The 18,260-nt window shown below is 62.9% G+C and carries 19 protein-coding genes; 8 read left to right on the forward strand and 11 right to left on the reverse strand.

What is annotated here, in order from left to right; all coding sequences use genetic code 11:
- The first annotated feature begins 24 nt into the window (after positions 1-24).
- A complete protein-coding gene (locus LDN82_RS18130; protein WP_224165302.1) occupies positions 25-468 on the forward strand; it encodes a hypothetical protein in 444 nt (147 codons plus the stop codon).
- Between the two features lie 51 nt (positions 469-519).
- Positions 520-1,053, forward strand: coding sequence for a DUF6023 family protein (locus LDN82_RS18135; protein WP_224165303.1), 534 nt, complete (start codon positions 520-522; stop codon positions 1,051-1,053).
- Positions 1,054-1,066: 13 nt separating this feature from the next.
- Here the strand turns inward: LDN82_RS18135 and LDN82_RS18140 are convergent, their stop codons facing one another.
- Positions 1,067-1,963 (reverse strand): rhodanese-related sulfurtransferase, encoded by an 897-nt coding sequence (locus LDN82_RS18140; protein ID WP_224165304.1) that lies wholly within the window; start codon positions 1,961-1,963, stop codon positions 1,067-1,069.
- 170 nt (positions 1,964-2,133) lie between these two features.
- Between LDN82_RS18140 and LDN82_RS18145 the strand changes: the two genes are divergently transcribed.
- The 3 genes from LDN82_RS18145 (at position 2,134) to LDN82_RS18155 (ending at position 6,334) form a co-directional block, all read left to right on the forward strand.
- Entirely contained in the window at positions 2,134-2,829 is a 696-nt protein-coding gene (locus tag LDN82_RS18145; RefSeq protein ID WP_224165305.1) for a GNAT family N-acetyltransferase, read from the forward strand.
- An 83-nt stretch (positions 2,830-2,912) separates the two neighbouring features.
- Positions 2,913-5,255, forward strand: coding sequence for a DEAD/DEAH box helicase (locus LDN82_RS18150; RefSeq protein ID WP_224165306.1), 2,343 nt, complete (start codon positions 2,913-2,915; stop codon positions 5,253-5,255).
- A gap of 110 nt (positions 5,256-5,365) precedes the next feature.
- The gene (locus LDN82_RS18155; RefSeq protein WP_224165307.1) at positions 5,366-6,334 is read left to right on the forward strand and encodes an IS481 family transposase; all 969 of its coding nucleotides are present in this window, start codon (positions 5,366-5,368) and stop codon (positions 6,332-6,334) included.
- A 67-nt stretch (positions 6,335-6,401) separates the two neighbouring features.
- Here the strand turns inward: LDN82_RS18155 and LDN82_RS18160 are convergent, their stop codons facing one another.
- The 7 genes from LDN82_RS18160 to ssd form a co-directional block, all read right to left on the reverse strand.
- Entirely contained in the window at positions 6,402-6,686 is a 285-nt protein-coding gene (locus tag LDN82_RS18160) for an Rv3654c family TadE-like protein (RefSeq protein ID WP_346347098.1), read from the reverse strand.
- 107 nt (positions 6,687-6,793) lie between these two features.
- Complete coding sequence (locus LDN82_RS22640; protein WP_346347099.1) at positions 6,794-7,294, reverse strand: TadE family type IV pilus minor pilin; 501 nt, start codon at positions 7,292-7,294, stop codon at positions 6,794-6,796.
- Between the two features lie 140 nt (positions 7,295-7,434).
- Complete coding sequence (locus tag LDN82_RS18170; protein ID WP_224167571.1) at positions 7,435-7,746, reverse strand: DUF4244 domain-containing protein; 312 nt, start codon at positions 7,744-7,746, stop codon at positions 7,435-7,437.
- Positions 7,747-8,234: 488 nt separating this feature from the next.
- A complete protein-coding gene (locus LDN82_RS18175) occupies positions 8,235-8,825 on the reverse strand; it encodes a type II secretion system F family protein (protein ID WP_224088838.1) in 591 nt (196 codons plus the stop codon).
- The gene (locus LDN82_RS18180) at positions 8,822-9,559 is read right to left on the reverse strand and encodes a hypothetical protein (RefSeq protein WP_346347100.1); all 738 of its coding nucleotides are present in this window, start codon (positions 9,557-9,559) and stop codon (positions 8,822-8,824) included. Before LDN82_RS18180 ends, LDN82_RS18175 begins: the two co-directional genes overlap by 4 nt.
- A gap of 74 nt (positions 9,560-9,633) precedes the next feature.
- The gene (locus LDN82_RS18185) at positions 9,634-10,929 is read right to left on the reverse strand and encodes a TadA family conjugal transfer-associated ATPase (protein ID WP_224088842.1); all 1,296 of its coding nucleotides are present in this window, start codon (positions 10,927-10,929) and stop codon (positions 9,634-9,636) included.
- A complete protein-coding gene (ssd, locus tag LDN82_RS18190) occupies positions 10,926-12,044 on the reverse strand; it encodes a septum site-determining protein Ssd (RefSeq protein ID WP_224088844.1) in 1,119 nt (372 codons plus the stop codon). Before ssd ends, LDN82_RS18185 begins: the two co-directional genes overlap by 4 nt.
- Before the next feature lie 124 nt (positions 12,045-12,168).
- Here ssd and LDN82_RS18195 point away from each other — a divergent pair, with 124 nt between their 5' ends.
- The 3 genes from LDN82_RS18195 to LDN82_RS18205 all read left to right on the forward strand — a co-directional run bounded on the left by LDN82_RS18195 (position 12,169) and on the right by LDN82_RS18205 (position 15,236).
- Positions 12,169-13,860: a bifunctional 3'-5' exonuclease/DNA polymerase gene (locus LDN82_RS18195; RefSeq protein WP_224165308.1), complete on the forward strand. Its 1,692-nt coding sequence runs from the start codon at positions 12,169-12,171 to the stop codon at positions 13,858-13,860.
- 55 nt (positions 13,861-13,915) lie between these two features.
- A complete protein-coding gene (locus LDN82_RS18200; protein WP_224165309.1) occupies positions 13,916-14,803 on the forward strand; it encodes a CHAD domain-containing protein in 888 nt (295 codons plus the stop codon).
- A gap of 232 nt (positions 14,804-15,035) precedes the next feature.
- Positions 15,036-15,236 carry a DUF1508 domain-containing protein gene (locus tag LDN82_RS18205; RefSeq protein ID WP_223934443.1) on the forward strand — a complete coding sequence of 67 codons (201 nt, stop codon included), beginning with the start codon at positions 15,036-15,038 and terminating at the stop codon, positions 15,234-15,236.
- Between the two features lie 21 nt (positions 15,237-15,257).
- On the opposite strand, the gene LDN82_RS18210 is transcribed toward LDN82_RS18205, so the two are convergent.
- From LDN82_RS18210 to LDN82_RS18220, 3 genes are read right to left on the reverse strand one after another with little or no spacing between them, the layout of a single operon-like run.
- Complete coding sequence (locus LDN82_RS18210; RefSeq protein WP_224088848.1) at positions 15,258-15,935, reverse strand: CoA pyrophosphatase; 678 nt, start codon at positions 15,933-15,935, stop codon at positions 15,258-15,260.
- Complete coding sequence (gene nth / locus LDN82_RS18215) at positions 15,922-16,725, reverse strand: endonuclease III (protein WP_224165310.1); 804 nt, start codon at positions 16,723-16,725, stop codon at positions 15,922-15,924. The genes LDN82_RS18210 and nth overlap by 14 nt, the downstream gene beginning before the upstream one ends.
- 10 nt (positions 16,726-16,735) lie before the next feature.
- Positions 16,736-18,175, reverse strand: a complete 1,440-nt coding sequence (locus LDN82_RS18220) for a hypothetical protein (RefSeq protein WP_224165311.1) — start codon at positions 18,173-18,175, stop codon at positions 16,736-16,738.
- Positions 18,176-18,260: the final 85 nt, after the last annotated feature.

Genomic DNA, 18,260 nt, shown 5'->3' on the forward strand with positions numbered 1-18,260 from the left:
TGTGGGACCCGGTAGCGTGGAAGCATGCTCAACCATTCCTCCACAAGGCGCCGCGCAGGCCTTGTTGTCATTGCTGCTGGGACGCTCCTGGCGGCCTCAGCCTGCCAGGGTCCGGTCAGCGTCGAACATGCCGATGTGCCGGCGTGGAAAGATAAAGTCCTGCCCACTGCCAGCACCGTGACGTTGGAGGCTTCCGGCAAGATCCTGAACCGGGACCCGCTGATCAAGGAGTCACCGGGCGTTCCAGCAGGGAATTACACACTGACGATGGCTTGTGATGGAGGAGGAAAGGTGTTCTTCGCCGTCTCTTCCGGTGGAAAGCAAATCGCCGACGCGGGAGCCGCCTGCAACGGCAGCCTTGAAGTGGTGAAGATCAAAGTCCCCGCCACCGCCGCACTCACTATCTCCACGAGTAGTGTGGATGCCCCGCTGATTTTTGCTTACCAGCTGGTGCCCGCCGCTAATTAGCCCCTTGCGCCAGCACTATGGTGCGCTTCCAGGCCAGCGTAAAGTCAACGTATGGGCAGCAAGGTGGCTGGCTCGGTTGTGTCCAGACGGCTGGCAAGTGCCGCCGTCGGGCTCTTGCTCGTGCTGGGTAGCGCGCTGACGGCGTGCGAGTACACCTATGACGACGGCGGGCGTGCGGATTCCAGCCCCACAGACACTACCGGCAGCAATGTCGTGCTTCCTCCCGACCCAGCCCTGGAGCAAACCGTTACAGGTGAGGCCCTGAAAGAGTGGGCCAAAGCGGCCTTGCCGGAATCGCAGGGGCAGTCGTTCTATTCGAGCAGCGGCTTCCTGAATTCCGGTGAGTCCAGAACTGAGCAGACCGTACAGTTGCCCGGCGGAACGTACGCGGTGACGCTGGCGTGCCGCGGCACCCGCCGCGTTTCATTCGCAGTCAGCGTAGGCGAGACGGACTTGGTTGACCTGACCTTGGGATGCGCCAATGCCCGGGTGAGCGTGGTGCAGTTGGAAAAGGACGCCATCCTGGCCATCACTGTGGGTGCCCGATCCGACGCGAACTTTGCGTATCGGGTCAGCAGGCTCTGAAGGGCGTTGGAGCTCAGGCGGCTTCGCAGCCTCCGGGGCAGCGAAGGGTTTCAGGACTTGAGGCACATTCTGCACAGTAGAGAGTCAGCGTCCGGCAGCTCAGGTTGGAGCAGTTCTCGAACTTGTTGGTGGGCGAGGCGCAGCGAACGCACTCGCCGATGGTCTTGGCTTCGTCGCTGAACTCCAGATGCATGCGTTTGTCGAATACGTAGAGCGACCCCTCCCAGAGGCCCTTGTCCTTGAAGGTTTCGCCATAGCGGACAATGCCGCCATCGAGCTGGTACACCTCTTTGAAACCGCGGTTGACCATCAAGCTTGAGAGCACCTCGCAGCGGATGCCGCCCGTGCAGTAAGTGACAACGGGCTTGTCCTTGAGGGCGTCATACTTGCCGGATTCGAGTTCCTTGATGAAGTCGTGCGTAGTGGCGACGTCCGGAACGATGGCGTCCTTGAATTTGCCGATCTCCGCCTCGAAGGCGTTGCGACCGTCGAAGAACACCACCTCTTCCCCGTCCGCTTTCTTTGCGTCCACCAGGGAGTGAAGTTCTTCAGGCTGGAGATGCTTGCCTCCGCCCACCACGCCCTTTTCGTCGACCTTCAGCTCACCGGGAGCCCCGAAGGAAACTATTTCGTCGCGGACCTTAACGCTGAGGCGTGGGAAATCGGCAGCCCCGCCCTCGGACCACTTGAAGTCGATGTCATGGAAGCCCTTGTATTCGCGCGTGGTTTTCACGTATTGCTTCATGTTGTTGAGCTCGCCGCCAACCGTGGCGTTAATACCGTCCTTGGAGATCAGGATCCGGCCGGTGAGCCCCAGTTTCTCGCAGAGGGCACGCTGCCACAGACGCACGGCGTCGGGGTCGGCGATCGGGGTAAAGCCATAGAAAAGCACAATTCGGTTCAAAGCCACTATTAAAGGGTACTGGGTGTACTAAAATCCGCTGCGCTACGCTTACGGATGCACTGAAGGCCCGGAGAAACCTGACACGCTCCCAGCGCCGAAGTCACAATTTCATAAGCACGGATTCTTCCCCTGACCGGCCTCTGTTGCTTCCCCGGGCGCTGGCATAGTCTCTCTACATGAGTCCAGACGCCTTGGTTGAAGACATCGCGCACCTCTTGGAAGTCTGGGTGGCCGGCTGGTCCGGCTGCCGGGGCTATGAGTCACGTCAAGAGGGACGCTTTCCTGCCGCGCTGCGCGCCGATAAAACCGGTGACTGGGAGTACTTCGCCCATGATCCGTCCGACGAAGAGTTTGCCGCCCTCGCAGCGAAGACCGCGGAAGCCGAGACACGGATTCTGACGGTACTCACCAATGACGTCCAGCGTTATAAGTACTTGGCCGAACAGCATGGGTTGAACGTCAACTCGGCCTCCCAGACCATGATGATCGTGGACATGGAAACCCAGGACGCCGAGGATCCCTGGCTGCCGGATGACGACCTGGAACTTGCCACTTCAGAATCCAACGGAGTCCACCACGCGGTGGTCCACTCGGGAGAGCAAGTTGCTGCCAGCGGCCGGGTGTTCGTGGTGAACGGCACTGCAGTCTTCGACAAGATCGTTACTGAGCCTGCCTTTCAGCGGCGTGGCCTGGGTAGCTTCATCATGAAGGCCCTTGCCGCCCAGGCCTTCGAGCACGACGTCCAAAACGGCCTCCTCCTCGCCTCCTTGGACGGCCAGAAGCTCTACTCCCACCTGGGGTGGGACGTTGTGTGCCACGTTCTGATGATGTCAGTGAGCACCGGTGAAGGTTCGGACCTTTCCGTAGCGTGAAAACGCTTGTTTAACGGCCCTCGTCGACGCCGGTCCCTTCGGGTGCCGCCGTAGGCGCCGGCGCAGAGTGACAGAATGATTTGGTGGCTGCACCAAATTCGCTGATCTCCCTGCTGGGCCGGACCCCGGACCCGGAGCAGCTGCGCCATGTCCACACCATCCCTGCCCGCAAGGCCGTCAACGAACCGTGGCCCGAATGGGTGCACCCGGACATCGTCCAGGCCTACGGCTCCCTGGGCATCCACGAGCCGTACCGACACCAGGTCCAGGCCGCTAACCTCGCCCAGGCGGGCCAGCACGTGGTGATCGCAACGGGGACCGCCTCAGGGAAATCGCTCGCCTACCAACTACCCGCACTGGACGCGATCCACCGCTCGGAGCTGCGCGTATTGTCCGAGCCCGGAAAGATCCACGACGACGGTGCCGTGACACTCTATTTGTCCCCCACGAAGGCACTGGCGGCGGACCAATTGGCGGCCATCCGTGCGCTGAAGCTCCCTACGGTTCGAGCAGAAACATACGACGGCGACACCGATGTCGCGTCGCGCCGTTGGATCCGCGACCATGCCAATTTCATCCTGGCAAACCCGGACATGCTGCACTTTGGCATTCTGCCCAACCACGCGTGGTGGGCGCGGTTCTTCCGCAGGCTGCGCTATGTGATCGTGGATGAGGCACACAGTTACCGGGGTGTTTTCGGCTCGCACGTAGCCAACCTTATGAGGCGCCTTCGCCGGATCTGCGCCTACTACGGCGCCGGGAGCTCCTTCCCTGAGCCCGTATTCATCGCCGCCTCTGCCACTGCTTCCGAGCCCGCTGTCTCCTTCGGGCGGCTCATCGGTGCTCCAGTGAGGGAAGTTTCCGAAGACTGTTCTCCACATGGCTCTACAACCGTCGCGTTCTGGGAGCCAGCCTTGACAGACGTCAAGGGCGAAAACGGAGCGAAGCAACGGCGGACTGCCGTGGCCGAAACAGCCGATATCCTGGCAAACCTTGTTTCCTCGCGGGTACGGACCATTGCCTTTATCAAGTCCCGGCGCGGTGCTGAATCGATATCGTCCATCACCAAGCGGCTCCTGGACGAGGTGGATCCCAGCTTGCCCAGCCGCGTGGCGGCCTACCGTTCCGGGTACCTGCCTGAAGAACGGCGTGCCTTGGAAAAGGCGTTGCGGTCCGGACAGCTGCTGGGGGTTTCCAGTACCTCTGCCTTGGAACTCGGCATCGATATCTCCGGGCTTGACGCGGTTTTGGTCGCCGGCTGGCCCGGGACCAGGGCCTCGCTCTTCCAACAGATTGGACGCGCAGGAAGGGCTGGCCAGGATGCCATAGCGGCGTTCGTGGCAAGCGACGACCCCTTGGATACATACCTTGTGAACCATCCGGAAGCCATCTTCGATGTGTCGGTCGAGGCCACAGTCTTTGATCCGGGAAACCCGTACGTCCTGGGACCTCACCTGTGCGCGGCAGCAGCGGAGTTGCCCGTAGGTCCGTCTGAGCTCGAACTCTTCGGGCCCACAGCGGAAAGCCTCCTTGACCGGCTGGTCGTGCAGGGGTATCTCCGCAAACGCCCGGCCGGATGGTTCTGGACCCATCCGGAGAGTGCAGCCGGGATGGTAAATCTGCGGGCCGACGGTGGCGGACCCGTGAGCATCGTCGACGCCGGGACAGGTTCCCTTTTGGGCACGATGGACTCGCCGCAAACGCACTATCAGGCCCACACCGGAGCGATCTATGTCCATCAGGGGGACAGTTACCTGGTGGAGGAACTCAACGAGGCCGACCACTGCGTCATAGTGAGGCGCGTGAACCCCGATTTCTACACCACAGCCCGGGATGTAACGCAGATCGAAGTCCTGGAAACCTTGCGATCGGTTCAGTGGGGCGACATCACGGCGCACTTTGGGGACGTCAAGGTCACAACCCAAGTGGTTTCCTTCCAGCGCAAGGCATTGATATCGAACGAGATCCTGGGCGAGGAGCCGCTGGATCTCGGGGCAAGGGACCTGTTTACCAAGGCGGTTTGGTTCGTTGTGGACAACAGGTCACTGCATAGTGCCGGTCTGGTGGAAGCGCAGTTCCCCGGCGCTCTGCATGCGGCGGAACACGCGGCGATCGGCCTCCTTCCGCTGGTGGCGTCCAGTGACCGTTGGGACATTGGCGGTGTCTCCACCGCCCTGCATGCTGACACTGGGGTGCCAACGATCTTCGTCTACGACGGGCACCCCGGTGGCGCCGGTTTTGCCGAGCGAGGCTTTGAGAAGGCCAAGGTCTGGCTTACAGCCACCCGGGAGGCCATCAAGGCGTGCGAATGCGAAGCCGGCTGCCCGTCCTGTGTGCAGTCGCCAAAATGCGGCAACAAGAACAACCCACTGGACAAGGCAGCCGCCATCACACTTCTGGATGTCCTCTTGAAAGATGCGGTCTAGCTGTATTGACCACGGACGTTGATGACGCTCGGCGTGGTTTGGTGACATGAAGAAGACCTCCGGGTGGAGTGGGGCTTGTCTAGAGTCCAATTCCACGCACGGAGGTCTTCATGTCCCACCCTAACGCTCTTCTGACGCCTCGTGGCAGGCTGCAGCTCGCGCAATGTGTCGTTGATCAGTGCTGGAGTCTGCGCCGGGCCGCGGAACGGTTCCAGGTCTCGGTTCCGACCGCCGCGCGGTGGGCGCGGCGCTACCGCGAGCACGGCCCGGCTGGGATGGAGGACCGCTCCAGCCGCCCGCATTCTTCTCCACGGCGGACGGCAACGCGTATCGAGCGGCGGATCATCGCCCTGCGCGTCAACCGCCGGTGGGGGCCTGCCAGGATCGGTTATCTGCTGGGCATCCACCCGTCCACTGTGCACCGCGTGCTGTCCCGTTACCGGCTGGCGAAACTGGCCTGGCTCGACCGCGGCACCGGAAGGGTGATCCGCCGCTACGAACACGACAGGCCCGGGGACCTGGTCCATGTCGACATCAAGAAACTCGGCCGGATCCCGGACGGCGGTGGACACCGGGTTCTGAGTAGGGCCGCCGGACGCCGAAACAAAGCCGGGACGCCGTCCAACCGCCGGCCCGGCTACCACTACCTCCACAACGCAGTCGATGACCACTCCCGCCTGGCCTACACCGAAATCCTCGCGGACGAGACAAAGGAAACAGCAGCAGCCTTTTGGCAGCGGGCCAATATCTGGTTCCAAGCCCAAGGGATCACTATCCAGCGGGTCCTGACGGACAACGGGAACTGCTACCGGTCCAAGGCCTTCGCTCAGGCCCTGGGCCCGGACATCAAGCACAAACGCACCCGCCCCTATCGCCCGCAGACCAACGGCAAGGTCGAACGGTTCAACCGCACGATGCTGGAGGAATGGGCCTACATCCGGCCCTACCGCTCCGAGGCCGAGCGTGTCGCAGCTTTCCCCGAGTGGCTCCATGCCTACAATCACCACCGAGCCCACACTGCCCTCAAGGGTCAGACACCGGCCAGCCGCGTCACCAACCTCCCAGGTCAATACATCTAGCCTGGGGCAGTCCCAACCAACACGACGTCCCAGCCCGCTCGGTTAAGGAGGCGGCCCAGCCCCTTGCCTATGGAGGGGGGCCAGCCCGCGCCCTGCCTGTAGCCCTGCCGAGGAGGAACGGTTGTTCCAGTTCGGTGGCGACCTCCACCACTTCGCCCCGGACGACGTCGCAGGCTGTCACTGTGGCACCCTGCTGGCCTGCCACGCCGGCCGCCACGGCACAGGGATCACCCGAGGCTATTCCACGCGCAGCATCGGCCGCAGCGAGAGCTGCCAGGTCTGCTGCCGACGCAGCCCGCGACGCCATGACCCCCGCTTGGGCAAGAAGCAGCAGCCCGGCAAGCAACGCCAAGACTACAAACCCCAGTGTTAGAGCCAGAATTGTGCCGGATCCTTGCTCGGGGTTTGACGCTACAGGACGCCCCTTGAGGGTTCGCAGCAGTGGTAGGCAGCGCACCCTCACAACGGAATCCAAGGGTTCGCCGCAACCCGTGAGGCAGCATCCCCCGGTGGCATGTTCCGCGGTGATGCCAGTGGCGGTGATCCCAGTTCGGGCGACGACAGTTCGGGTAATGCCAGTTGCGGTGCACCGACCACCGAGGCCACCGGCAGGTCGCTCGCGTCGCTCCGAACAGATGCCCCAGCTGCTTCACCGCGGGCAGACGCCGAAGCCGTCAACGTCCAGGGGATCAGTGAGCCCAGCGAACCTCCTGCCGCTGCGGAGGCTGTCACAGTCACCCAATCGCCGTCGCTTGCCACCCCCACAGCGGCTCCCTCGCCCGCCAAGCGCCTGACGATGCCCTGCACTTCGCCGGAACTCTCACCCCGCGCAAGGCTTCGAGCACCGGCCCTGGCCGCCTCCTCCAACCGCAGCTGCGTTATTCCTGCTGCACCGGCAGCCAACAAGAAGGCGAACAGCAAAATCACCGCTGGCAGAGCGACTGCGAACTCAGCTGTCACGGCACCACGTTGCTTCTGTCTTGCGGGCATTTTGATTGGGAGAGTCACCCGCTTGATTGGGAGACGCGACAGCTTGATTGGGATAGGCACCAGCTTGAGTGGAAGAGGCGCCAGCTTGATTGGGAGAGGCGCCAACGAGGTCATGGCAAGGACAGCGCGGTGCGAACCAGGTTGAGCAGGAAGCCCCGCACTTCCTCGCTCCGAAGGATAACCACCAGCAAACCAGCGAGCCCCACGGCCGCTAGCGTTGCTATGGCGTATTCCGCCGTCGCCATTCCGCCTTCGGACCCCATGAGCGGGGTTCGCCTGAGGGTGGTTTGGCTGAGGGTCGTCTGCATGGGGATGGTTTGGCTGAGAGTGTTCTGCTTTGTCTGGCTGGAAGTGGTCTGCTTGGGGCTGTTCGGCTTCGAGCTGGCCTGTCGGCGGATTCCGCTGGGTGTACGCCAGCGCAGGTAGTTGGTCCACTTGCTGGTCCAAGCTGTCCCAACCCGTTGGTTGTCCAACCGCGGGATTGCGGCCTGGCCGTGAGGTTCTACTGGAGTGAAAAGCTCGATCCCCAACTGCTCCATCCCACGCCGGTCAATCCCATTCTGTTCAATCCCGAACTGCACACCCGCGCGGTTGCCACTCTTGTTTTGTGGCGCCTCATCCTGACCGCTGCCATTTCCCACTGATGCAACACCCGCCGGAGTTGGCGTCAGCGCACGCGAACCGTTCCGTCGCCCGGAGCGCCGGGCGGGGAGGGTGCTCGAGGGAGTTTCCATAGTGTGTTCCTTTCAAATGATCCGGCAGGTCTGCCGGGTGACATCGACTCTTCCCTGACTCGGGCCGCCCCTGAAGCCCCTGGTTCATCCAAGTGGATAAAGACCCGCTGGGACTGGTTGTGGAGGAAGAGAGAGGCCTGTCGAGGAAGAGACGCGCATGCGCTGATGCCCTTCCCTTATCCAGCCGGGAGCATGGCAATGAGGACGGGCACGATTCCCAGGCAAATGAAGGCCGGCAAGGAACAAAGGCCCAGGGGAACCACAAGCTTCACTCCCAGGGCGGCAGCTCGCTTCTCAGCGGCCCGGAATTGCTCGCGGCGTTCCCTAGCTGCTTGGGCGTAAAGAATGGAAGCCGAGGGCGCACCGGTCAATGCGGCGAAAGACAGAGCATCCTTCAAGCGCGCTACCTCGGGCTGACGCCGCGTAGGGTTTCGCCAGGCAGCCTCCCAGTCGGCCCCAATGGCCAGCGCAGCGACGACGGGACGGAGATCCTGGCTGATTTTCGGTGCGGCACAAAGGGAAATCAGTTCCAGTGCCCGCCCGATTCCGGCACCTGCATCCAGCATGGAAGCTACGAGTTCCAGCATCATCGCCGTGTCGCGAAGCCCGTCCCCGGCAGTGGCGGCCTCCGGTTGAAGGCTGGGGTCGTCCTTGGAGTTGGGGTCCTCGGCCAAACTTGCGTACATCCGGTTTCGAAGACCTGCCGGCCTGGCGAATCCCACAAACGCTGCCAGAGCCAGTACAGCCACGAGCGCAGACAGCATCATGTGGCCCCTACCGCTGAAGCGACGAGTCGGGAGGACCACACACGCCCTGCCACGGTCAGCAGAAGGCCACTGACCAGAGTGGCCACTCCGAGGATATTACCCAGCAGGATTCCCAACGGGTCCACTCCGAGGGCCATCCCCAGTACCAAGCCAAGGACCGGGAGCCAGGACAACAGCCTCACAGTGGCTTTGGGTCCAGCGAGGGCAGTTTGACGCGCTGCTTCAGAATCCTCCTCAGCCTCGAGCTGTGCTGCGAACCGGGTGAGGAGCTCTGCGAGTGGACAGCCGCTGGTTTCGGCTACATCGAGGCATGCAGCCAATTCCATCCAGATGCGGCGTTCTGTGCTTCCCCGGCCGGGATAGACCTTCGCGGAGGTGTTGCGAATGGCCTCTGCTGGGGAGTTTCCAATGGTTGAGGCTGCCCGCGCTGAAGCCAGCACCCTGGCCGATTCCACTGAGATTCCCGGGGTCGGACGGTGGGTTGTAGTCCTCGCCTGGGCCTCCAAACCCTGTCCCGAGCCGTGGACGAGCCATAATTCTTCCCAAAGCTGCGATTGTCCGCGTCCTCCTCGCAGGAGTGCAGCGAGCTGCTGCACCAGCACCACCAGGGAGAGGGGTTCTACCTTAGTCCGCCAGAGCCGGCGCCACGGCCTTTTGCCCGCTCCTGGTGTTGCGTGCTCTTTCCGAACACCGGTCCCGCTCAGGGGTGGGGGCTTGGCCAGTCTCGCCCGCATTCGGCGACTGCCTGCCTGGGGCGGCTTGAGCTGGAGCAATGCCGCCAACGCCAGTGCTAGAACCAGGGTGGGGATCACAAGTCCAGGCCCGTCACTGCGGGCACGTCCGAGCCGACGGTCAGGCCCTGTAAAGATAAGTCCGCCTCCCCGGATAGTCCAGGAGCAAGCCGTAAACTCAGCTCCGCCCACGCTGGTCCATGCACCAGGCCTTCGGGGCTCCATTGCAGTGCAGTCACTACTCGTTGGCCATGCAAGGAGTCACTCAGCAGACCGATCGAGCCTACTTTCCGGCCCGAAGGCGTCCGTTCCACATGAATCACAACGTCCAATGCACTTGAGACCTGCAGCCTTACGGCCTCGGCGTTCAACCCTGCGAGCGCGCCGAGGGCTGTCAGTCGTGCCGGAACTGCTTCCGCCGTGTTGGCGTGGATCGTTCCTCCACCGCCTGTATGACCGGTATTGAGCGCGGTGAGCAACTCGCGGACTTCGGCGCCGCGGCACTCCCCCACAATGAGCCGGTCCGGACGCATACGAAGGGCTTGACGTACCAACTCGCCAAGATCCATCGCTCCACCTCCCTCAAGGTTTCCATGGCGCGATTCGAGCGTGAGTACGTGCGGGTGGACTGGGTTGAGTTCGGCGGCATCCTCGATCAATACCAATCGTTCGGACGGGTGGCACAGCCCAAGCATGGTGGACAGGAGTGTGGTCTTCCCTGATCCCGTGGCACCGCTGACCAGGAAGCTGAGGCGCCGTTCCACAATCGCGCGGAGTAGAGCCTCGATGTGGTGATCGAACATGCCACCTTCGCGCAGTTCAGCCATTGTGAAGGTTTCTTCGCGTCGAATTCGAATCGATAACAGAGTCCCGGCGGTTGATATCGGCGCCAGAACTGCATGCACGCGATAGCCGCCTTTGAGCCTGACATCTACGCAGGGAGAGCCGTCGTCCAGCCGTCGACCACCTGCAGAGACCAGCCTTGCGGCCAGCGCCCTGACTTGCTGTTCAGAATCGAAATGCACCGGGGACCGTTCCAGGCCGCGTCCCCGGTCGAGCCAGACGGACTGGGGGCCATTGACGAAGATGTCTGTGACCGAGGGATCGTGCGCAAGCTGCTGCAGGGGCCCCAGGCCATTCAATTCAGCATTGATGGATTCTGCGGCTTCCAGCGCTCCGGCGGTACCCAACAGTTTGCCGCTGGCCTGTACGGCGGCCGCAACAGTGGAGGGTGTTACTGGCCCGTTTCCCGAGAGGACAGACTCCCGTACGGTTTCAAGAAGGACTGAGTCCAACCGACGGCTGTGACTCCGGCGGCCCGCGGTGAAGGGTGCCCGGGTGAAGGTTTGCGCGCTTCTGTCCTGACGGGTCATTCAACCATGCCGTTCAATTCCAGCACGCCCCGGGCAAACCGGTTCACGGACTTGCGACGCCCCAGATCAAGGAGCCGACCGAGTTCGGTCCCTGCGGCTGCTCCTCGAATCTCCGGAAGAATCCCCAACAGCGGCAGTCCCAACGATTCGGCAATGAGTTGCGCATCAACGGCAGAAGGGCCACCACCCCGAACCACCAATCCCGTATCCAGGGGTGGCAACTCATTGAGGATGCGTGCTGCGGCAACAGCCGGTTTCAGGTGGGCTGTGGTCATCAACAGGATCCTCTCGCAGTCCCACGCAAAGGTTCGCAGGCAGTCCTCACTTCGGCCAATGTCCACCACCACGAGTTCGAAACTACGTCGCGCGGCATCCAGGACAGCGGCCACAGAACCGGCATCCGGTGTTGTGAACGCTTCACGTGTGCCCGGCCAGGACAGGAACGCGAAGCCGCCGGCCACCGGCAGGGAGTCCCTGAATTGGATAGGATCAATGCTTCCCCGCGTTTCGGCGAAGTCCGGCCAGCGCAGGCCAGCCAACTCTTGAACGGTGATTGCCAGTTCCAGGCCGCCGCCCCGGGGATCTCCGTCCATCAGGATGGTGCTGACGCCGTGGCCCGCCGCTGCCTGGGCAAGCCAAATTGCTGTGGTGGAGGCTCCAGCCCCGCCGCAGCCGCCCACAATCCCGACAACAAACCCGACAGGTTCCGGCGAAGCGGACACACTCAAGTACTCGGCCAACCAGTTTGCGGCCTCGGGCAGGACAGCTACGCGCTCTGCGCCCAGGGCAGCAGCCAGCCGCCACAAACCATCGCCCTCAACAGACCTGCCCAGTAACACAGTGGGCGCCTGTCTTCGAGGCGGCAACTCGCGGATGTCGCTGCCCACCAGGACGACGTCGGCCCCATCCCAGCCATGCATTGCGGCTCCGACGTCGGCAGCCAACTGGAGGCTGCCACCTGCGGCAGCGACGATTCTTCGCGCCTCCTCCTGAAGATAGGCGTCGCCGGTGACGAGGAGGATATCGGCAGCTTCCCCCGGCATCCAGGAATCGTCCGCAGCCTGCCCCGGGAGTTCGTTGCCGGACCGTCTGTGCCCAAGATGTCGCTTGCTCATGAAGCCACTTTCCCGGCGTCGAACCCTGGAACATAAGCTCTCAAACGCCCCATGTGGACAAACCGGCCCAAACAAGGGGTGTGGAGGAACAGTTGGTGTATTCCCACAGGGCAGAATGGAAACCATGTATTTGCTGCTCGCCGCCCATCCGGACGGCGCAGCCATACAAAGAGTCTCTCCCACGGGGAAGGCCACCACCGACCCCCGCGTCGTCACGCGAGGTGAGTTGCCCGGCGTCGTTAGTGAACTGGAAAGCCAGCGGCCCCGCTGGGTGTGGCATCGCGCGCAGGACTTCTACCCGGAGCTCCTGAGGAACGGCGTGAAGCTGGAACGCTGCCACGACCTCGTTCTCTGCGGAGCTATCCTGGCGCACTCCTCTTTCACGGCGCACACAGACTACGCAAAGAACGCAGAAAAGCTGACGCAGGACGACGATTCAACGCCGCCCCGGGCACTGCAGCCCCCACCCCCGCCCGCCGATCAAGGTGCACTCTTTGACGACTTCACCCCGACGTCCAAAAGTCCGGGGCTGGCTGAACTGCGGGAACAGTTTGCTGCGCAACAGCACGCGATCGCCCAGGTCCCCGCAGACGACCAACGAAAGCAACGCCTGCAATTGCTGCTCGCGGCCGAGTCCGCCTGTGCAATCGTTGCGGTGGAAATGCAGCACGCCGGTGTTCCATGGCGGGAAGAGGTGCACGAGCAAATCCTTGCCGACGTCCTGGGGCCTCGTCCGCCACTTGGCCACAGGCCCCCGGCACTTGAGATGCTGTGCAACGAGCTACGGGAGATCCTCACATCACCAGGGCTGAACCCGGACTCCCCTCAGGACCTTATGCGGGCCCTTCATCGGAACGGAATCGAAGTCAAAAGCACCCGGCAATGGGAGCTTCAGGAGTCCAAACATCCTGCGATCCAGCCTCTGCTTGCGTACAAGAAGCTCTCCCGCCTGCACACCGCGAATGGTTGGGCCTGGCTGGATGCCTGGGTCCAGGATGGCCGGTTCCATCCCGAGTACGTGGTGGGAGGCGTGGTGTCCGGAAGATGGGCCTCACGCGGCGGAGGTGCCTTGCAGATTCCCCGAAATATCCGGGCCGCAGTCCGTGCGGACCCTGGCCACAAGCTCATCGTCGCCGATGCCTCCCAACTGGAACCCCGCGTCCTTGTAGCGCTCGCCCAGGACACAAAAATGGCCGAGGCCGCACGCGACAAGGACCTTTACGCAGGCATAGCAGCACAAGGGTTCGGCGGGGATCGGTCCAAGGCGAAGGTTGCGCTCCTCGGCGCCATTTACGGCGCCACCACCGGTGAATCGGGCAGGCTCATGCCGCAACTGGCACGGACGTATCCGCGAGCGGTGGGCTTTGTGGAGCAAGCAGCCAGGGAAGGCGAGGCAGGCAGGACCGTCACCACTCGTTTGGGACGAAGCAGCCCACCCCCGTCCCAGGGCTGGTTGCGGAGCCAACAGTCCACCACGGCCGAGGAGCAGCGGCGGGCCGACAACCTGGCGCGCTCTCGTGGCCGCTTCACGCGAAACTTCGTGGTCCAGGGTTCGGCCGCGGAATGGGCTTCCTGCTGGTTGGCGGAATTACGACGACGGCTGCGGGCCTTGGATGCCGAAGGCTTACCCTCAGGGGAACTCGTCTTCTTCCTCCACGACGAAGTAATGGTCCATGCCCAGGAAGAAGCCGTAGAAGCCTGTATCCAGGCGATCGAGGAGTCCGCAAACGCAGCGAAAGAGCTGATGTTCGGCCGGATTCCGGTCGAATTCCCGGTGAGTGTCGCCGTCGTCGATTCTTACGACAAAGCGAAGTAGGCGCCCGCTTGTCCGCCCCGGCTGTCCGGGGGAAACTGGCCACGTGGGTTCGGACGTGCGTGATTCCGTGGATTCGTACATCGCTTTACAACTTGCTGAGCTGGAGGGCTGCTTGCCGTTGGTTGGCGCTGCTGACCAGGAGGCGGTCCACGGTGCCCGGCTGGCCCTTCGGCGGCTCCGTTCTGTCCTTTCCTGCTACAAATCCGTTCTCCCTGACGTCCCTGAGGCCACGGGCCGGGACGTCCGGTGGCTGGCTCGCTCGCTCGGCGAAGCCCGCGACGCATACGTTCTGTCCCAGCGTACGGCGCTATGGCTGGACGCGTCAGAAGCCTGGTTGTCGCCGGAAGCACTCCATGAAGCCGTGAATCAGCTCCTGGCCGGCAGCAACGAAATGGCTACCCGCATCGGGACCGGAAAGCGTTGGCAGGGAATCGTCCGGGCCACCCGGCAAGCCCTGCTTCCTGGAACGGCCCACTCGGCGGCACGGGAGATTGACAACCATCCCAGTCTCCTCGAGGTTGCAGAACTCCTGCAGCCGCGTTGGGAGACGGTCCAAAAGAGCTTGGACAGTACGAAACGAAGCCTGGAAGCGGAAAACGGGCATCCTGATGAAGCGGAACGCAACGAAGTGCTCCACGGCGCGCGAAAGGACATCAAAGTATTGCGGTATTCCGTGGAGGCTGTGGCCCAGGTCCTGGGTGCGGGCGCCACGGCGATCATCCAACCATCGATGGTCCTGCAGCGTCTCCTCGGGGAACAACACGACAGCGTGGCTGGCCAGGCGTGGATTAAAAGCCTCGCAGAAATGCCCGGTGTAGAGCCCCTGGATGTCGAGGCCCTTCAAAGCATGGAACTGCGTCGGCTCGTCGAGACCGAGGCCAGCCTCCATGCAGCGTTGCACAGCTCTCCTATCCCCGAGCCTCGCCGAATGCTGCCAAGTTGATCATTTCGCCCGTTCGCCGTCGACGGAGTAGACGGAGTAGAGAGCGGCCCAGACTAGCTGCCACCCTCAGAACAAGCCAGTCACATTCCGCAGTGTGATGGTGCATGACAATTCCATGACCAGTACCGCCAAGTAACTTCCTTTCCCGCCAGCTTCTGGATACGTTCTCTAGGTGGGACCGGCACACCGGCCCACGACTGTTGCAAGGAAGCATCAAGGGGGACAGCACAAAATGGCTGGCAGGTTCGAAATTCTCAAAGACAGCGACGGCTCGTACCGGTTTCGCCTTACAGCGGCGGACGGAACGGTTGTAGCGGAGTCACCAACGTTCAAACATCTCAAAGGCGTGGTGGACGGCATTAATGCAGTGCGTGAAAACGCTGCGACAGGGCTGATCGTAGACCGCTCGACGGCGAACCGACGGGCAGCCTGAACGACGCCTGCGGTGGAGCTGCTAAAGCTCGATCTCGTACAGCTTCTCCTGGTCCCAGGGGACCGTCCATCCCAGTTCGTCGAACAAACCGCTGAGTACCATCCCGGTAAAGCCCCAGACCACGACGCCGTTGACCGTAAAACCCGGACTCCTGAAAGTCCGGCCGAAGCGGGAAAGAGTGGCGGTTACCCGGTTGACGGGGTCCAGGAGGTCCCGAACCGGTACCCGGAACACCTGGGCGGACTCAGCGTAATCGACCACGCGAACGGGTGATGGCGAGTCCCACCAGGCAAGTACGGGTGTCACCCGGAAATTGCTGCGGATCAGCCCGAGCTCGGGGATGACGCCCAACACCTTCACGCCACTGACGTCCAGCCCGGTCTCTTCCACAGCCTCGCGCAAGGCGGCGGAAACTACGGAATCATCCTCCGGATCCACGCTCCCGCCCGGAAACGCTACCTGCCCAGGATGGTCGTCCAGGGTGTGGGCCCGTTCAAGCAGGAGGACGTCGAGGTCCGCTGGCGCAAAGGGGCGTCCGGATTCTGCCGGGATGTTGTCCAGCACACCAAAGAGCATCAGCACGGCTGCGGCGCGATTGGTTTCCGGCGTGACGGGCAACTGCGACCAATGGGAAGAATGCTGCTGCTCGCCGGCTTCAAAGCGCGCTACCAGCGTGGCAAGGTCCTCAAACGCGGTCACCCGGCCTCCTCTGTGATTCCATCCGGATCTCCGCCGCCCTGTGCGTCTCGGCCAGCAACTTCTCCAACAGGGCCTCGTTGCCGGGCGCGAGCTCGTACTTCAACAACTTTGCAGCCTTAACAGGGTCCGTCTCGCCGTCGCCATAGCTGGGACAGAGGCTGGCGACCGGACACGCCCCACAGGCCGGTTTCTTAGCGTGGCATATCCTCCGGCCGTGGAAGACCACGCGATGCGAAAGCATGGTCCAGTCGCGTGGTTCAAAGAGCTCAGCGACGTCGAATTCGATCTTCACGGGATCATCGGATACCGTCCACCCGAAACGGCGTGCCAGCCTCCCGAAGTGCGTATCAACAGTAATTCCGGGGACACCAAAGGCGTTCCCGAGGACCACGTTGGCTGTTTTCCGCCCGACGCCCGGAAGCGTCACCAGATCCTCAAGGCGACCTGGAACCTCGCCGTCGTACTCGTCCACTAAACGGGTACTAAGAGCCAGGACGTTCCTGGCCTTTGCCCTGAAGAAACCAGTGGGCTGCAGGATCGATTCCAGCTCAGCAGGGTCCGCTTCCGCCAAGGCACGGGCGTCAGGGTAGCGGGCAAACAGGATCTTGGTGACCTGGTTGACCAGCACGTCCGTAGTCTGGGCTGAGAGGACCGTAGCCACCACAAGCTCAAACGGGTTCCGGAAATCCAGCTCCGCGTGGGCATAAGGGTATTTGTCTGCCAGGATCCTGTTGATCTTGCGTGCCCGGCGTTTCAGGGCGAGGAGGGAACCAGCTTCAGCGATGGCCACAGCGTCGGTCTCAGCCGCGTTCGATATTGCTGAGCTCCCGCAGGACCCCAACCTTGCCATCGGTGTCCTGAACCAGGAATTCGTCGCCACGGTCCTCGAGCGCCAGAACCCAACCGCCCGGCTCAATGGTGAACGCCGGAGCACCCGTCCGTTCGTCATAGGCGGTTCGGGGCTGGGCTACGGCAAACCAGAAGGCTTCATAGGCAGGAGAGGACCCGGAGTCATCAGGTCGGCTGGACGGATCCACGGTGGCACCAATGGAGTCGCTCACGGAACGGGTATTGGAGGACACGATAGGCGTGGCCATGGTGGCAGCCCATCCGCGGTCATTGCCGGGCGGCTGGGAGGCCGGTTGCTGGGCAGCGGGTTGCTGGGCGTCCGGCACCTGGGCAGCCGGTTGCTGGGCGTGCTGGGTAGTGGCCGGTGCCTGTGTCGGCGACTGCGGTTCTCCCGGGTTTCCTACGACCGGGTTTCCCACAACCGGGTTTTCCACGACGACGTCGGGCTCGGCCGGTGAAGGCTCTGCCGGTGACGTCTGGGCGGCCGACCCGGATGCAGCCGGGGCTGCGGCGGTTGGGGTGGCAGCTGAGGGCGCGGAACCAGCAGCCGGGGCGGCAGCTTGAGCTTGCGTAGCAGGCGTGGCATCAGCCGAATGCACGACGGCGGGCCCACCAGTTGGGGCCGGAGCAGCAGGGCCGGAGGTGGCTGGCGGAGCGTAGGGGCTCGCACCGGCTGGCGGAGCATACGGATGGGAACCGGCAGAACCTGCACTCTGTGCCTGATACCCCGTTGCTTGGGAGCCCGGCGTCGAGAGACCGCTGGCCTGCTTCGGCGCTTTGGGTTCCTTGGGAGGCTTCGGGGCGGCGGGTTTACGGGTGGGAATCGCTGCCTGGCGGGCAACAATGTGGGCTGGCGTTTCGGCGCGGCCCTTGAAATCAGTGGACAGCAATGGCAGATGCGGGGCCAGAACGGTGGCCGCCAGCAGACCCACGGAACCCACCAGGCCCAGCAGGACACTGCCGTTGAAGGATTGGGCGATCGTTAGGAAGAACAGCGCAACGGCGAATGCAGCGGTCACGGAAGCGAACTGGTCAATCGACAGCGAGCCGACGCGGACAATGGTCCCGGGCTGCAGCCGACGGGCAACGAAAAGCGCCACAACCACTACCGGCAGGATGATTCCCAGGAGCAGGAAGAAAAGGTTGTCCAGGTTCCACAGGTTGAAGCGGCCACCAAACATGGGCAGCAGCGAGGCGATGAACATCAGGAGTACAGAACCGAAAACCGTGAGGTCACGAATGGTGAAAGGGCCGGCAACCGCCTCGTATTTGGTGGGTGCGCCTGAGGCGGACTTCGCAGCAGTGGTGGTACCGGCGTCGTTCGCCTTTCCAGCCGCGGTGTCCGGTCCCGTTGGGTGTGAGTCGTGCGGGCCTGGGCTCAGCTGGTTCATCTATTTCTCCTTCGTACGGCGGCGCCTTGGACAGTCCGGACCGGTATTTTCCGCAGGGTTTCCGCGGAAAACCGGGCACACCTGA

Origin of the sequence: Arthrobacter sp. StoSoilA2 (assembly GCF_019977195.1) — a bacterium.
Lineage (GTDB): Bacteria > Actinomycetota > Actinomycetes > Actinomycetales > Micrococcaceae > Arthrobacter.

What these genes read in the sequence shown, in the direction of transcription:
- LDN82_RS18195 (WP_224165308.1), top strand. Translation starts at nt 12,169, where the DNA reads ATGTATTTGCTGCTCGCCGCCCATCCGGACGGCGCAGCCATACAAAGA.
- LDN82_RS18185 (WP_224088842.1), bottom strand. Translation starts at nt 10,929, where the DNA reads ATGACCCGTCAGGACAGAAGCGCGCAAACCTTCACCCGGGCACCCTTC.
- ssd (WP_224088844.1), bottom strand. Translation starts at nt 12,044, where the DNA reads ATGAGCAAGCGACATCTTGGGCACAGACGGTCCGGCAACGAACTCCCG.
- LDN82_RS18205 (WP_223934443.1), top strand. Translation starts at nt 15,036, where the DNA reads ATGGCTGGCAGGTTCGAAATTCTCAAAGACAGCGACGGCTCGTACCGG.
- LDN82_RS18145 (WP_224165305.1), top strand. Translation starts at nt 2,134, where the DNA reads ATGAGTCCAGACGCCTTGGTTGAAGACATCGCGCACCTCTTGGAAGTC.
- LDN82_RS18220 (WP_224165311.1), bottom strand. Translation starts at nt 18,175, where the DNA reads ATGAACCAGCTGAGCCCAGGCCCGCACGACTCACACCCAACGGGACCG.
- LDN82_RS18155 (WP_224165307.1), top strand. Translation starts at nt 5,366, where the DNA reads ATGTCCCACCCTAACGCTCTTCTGACGCCTCGTGGCAGGCTGCAGCTC.
- LDN82_RS18175 (WP_224088838.1), bottom strand. Translation starts at nt 8,825, where the DNA reads ATGATGCTGTCTGCGCTCGTGGCTGTACTGGCTCTGGCAGCGTTTGTG.
- LDN82_RS18180 (WP_346347100.1), bottom strand. Translation starts at nt 9,559, where the DNA reads ATGCGGGCGAGACTGGCCAAGCCCCCACCCCTGAGCGGGACCGGTGTT.
- LDN82_RS18130 (WP_224165302.1), top strand. Translation starts at nt 25, where the DNA reads ATGCTCAACCATTCCTCCACAAGGCGCCGCGCAGGCCTTGTTGTCATT.
- LDN82_RS18135 (WP_224165303.1), top strand. Translation starts at nt 520, where the DNA reads ATGGGCAGCAAGGTGGCTGGCTCGGTTGTGTCCAGACGGCTGGCAAGT.